Origin of the sequence: Mesorhizobium sp. M4A.F.Ca.ET.050.02.1.1, from assembly GCF_003997725.1 — a bacterium.
Taxonomy (GTDB): Bacteria; Pseudomonadota; Alphaproteobacteria; order Rhizobiales; family Rhizobiaceae; genus Mesorhizobium.
The window spans coordinates 1-396 of sequence record NZ_RZSG01001553.1 but is presented as its reverse complement, the minus strand read 5'-3'; the positions used below and the strand labels follow the sequence as shown (position 1 = coordinate 396).

1 pseudogene is annotated in these 396 nt (G+C 66.9%); it reads right to left on the bottom strand.

The features are described from left to right. Positions 1-36: 36 nt before the first annotated feature. Positions 37-396, bottom strand: a pseudogene (locus EOA33_RS38605) (ribonuclease D); the annotation flags it as partial.

Genomic DNA, 396 nt, shown 5'->3' with positions numbered 1-396 from the left:
CTGCGCGGCGATCCATCTTGGGGAGAAGGGAAGATGCTACAGGTCGAACAGCGCAATCTTGCGCTTGTCGAACTTAATGCCGATCTCGCCGCGCACCAGCTTCAGCGCCTGTTCGCCGAACACCGCCCGCCGCCAGCCCTGAAGAGCCGGCACATCGGCATCCTCGCCCTCGGCCGCGATGCGGTCGATATCGTCGCTGGAGGCGAGCACCTTCGAGGCGACGCCTTCCTTTTCGGCGATCATGCGCAAGAGCACCTTGAGCAGCTCCGCCGCGGCACTCGAACCTTCGGGCGGCTGGAACGTCTTCGGCAGCTTCGGCATCGCCTCCCTGGGCAGGGCAAGCGCGGTGGTGACGGCGCCCAGCAGCGCCGTTGCGGTCGCCGAGCGCTCCCAACC